The organism is Bacillus sp. BF2-3 (assembly GCF_008368795.1).
In the GTDB taxonomy this organism is placed as follows: domain Bacteria; phylum Bacillota; class Bacilli; order Bacillales; family Bacillaceae_G; genus Bacillus_A; species Bacillus_A cereus.
On sequence record NZ_QOSA01000058.1, the window covers coordinates 1 to 568 of the forward strand.

Here is a 568-nt window from a genome sequence, read left to right on the forward strand (position 1 = left end):
TCCTGTCTTCCCGATATTCCCAAAAAACATGGGGCCTTAGCTCAGCTGGGAGAGCGCCTGCCTTGCACGCAGGAGGTCAGCGGTTCGATCCCGCTAGGCTCCACTTTATTTAATATATGTCTCGGAGGTATACCCAAGTTCGGCTGAAGGGATCGGTCTTGAAAACCGACAGGCGGTGAGAATCGCGCGGGGGTTCGAATCCCTCTACCTCCTCCATTTTTTCTTTAATGGCTTAGACATATAATAATAAAATATTTATTTTTTCCTTCATGGAGGTATACCCAAGTTCGGCTGAAGGGATCGGTCTTGAAAACCGACAGGCGGCGAGAGTCGCGCGGGGGTTCGAATCCCTCTACCTCCTCCATTTTTAAAACTTTATATTGTCGCGGGGTGGAGCAGCACGGTAGCTCGTCGGGCTCATAACCCGAAGGTCGCAGGTTCAAATCCTGTCCCCGCAACCAAATGGTCCCGTGGTGTAGTGGTTAACATGCCTGCCTGTCACGCAGGAGATCGCCGGTTCGACCCCGGTCGGGACCGCCATTTATGTTGGCTCGGTAGCTCAGTCGGT

General features: G+C 52.6%; 5 tRNA genes. All 5 read left to right on the forward strand.

Annotated elements, in window-relative coordinates:
• Window positions 1-30: 30 nt before the first annotated feature.
• The 5 genes from DN401_RS28920 (at window position 31) to DN401_RS28940 (ending at window position 540) form a co-directional block, all read left to right on the forward strand.
• Window positions 31-103, forward strand: a tRNA-Ala gene (locus tag DN401_RS28920).
• A 20-nt stretch (window positions 104-123) separates the two neighbouring features.
• Window positions 124-216: transfer RNA gene (locus tag DN401_RS28925), tRNA-Ser, on the forward strand.
• Window positions 217-271: 55 nt separating this feature from the next.
• Window positions 272-364: transfer RNA gene (locus DN401_RS28930), tRNA-Ser, on the forward strand.
• 20 nt (window positions 365-384) lie between these two features.
• Window positions 385-461, forward strand: a tRNA-Met gene (locus DN401_RS28935).
• Between the two features lie 3 nt (window positions 462-464).
• Window positions 465-540 (forward strand) — tRNA-Asp (locus tag DN401_RS28940).
• The last annotated feature ends 28 nt before the right edge of the window (window positions 541-568 follow it).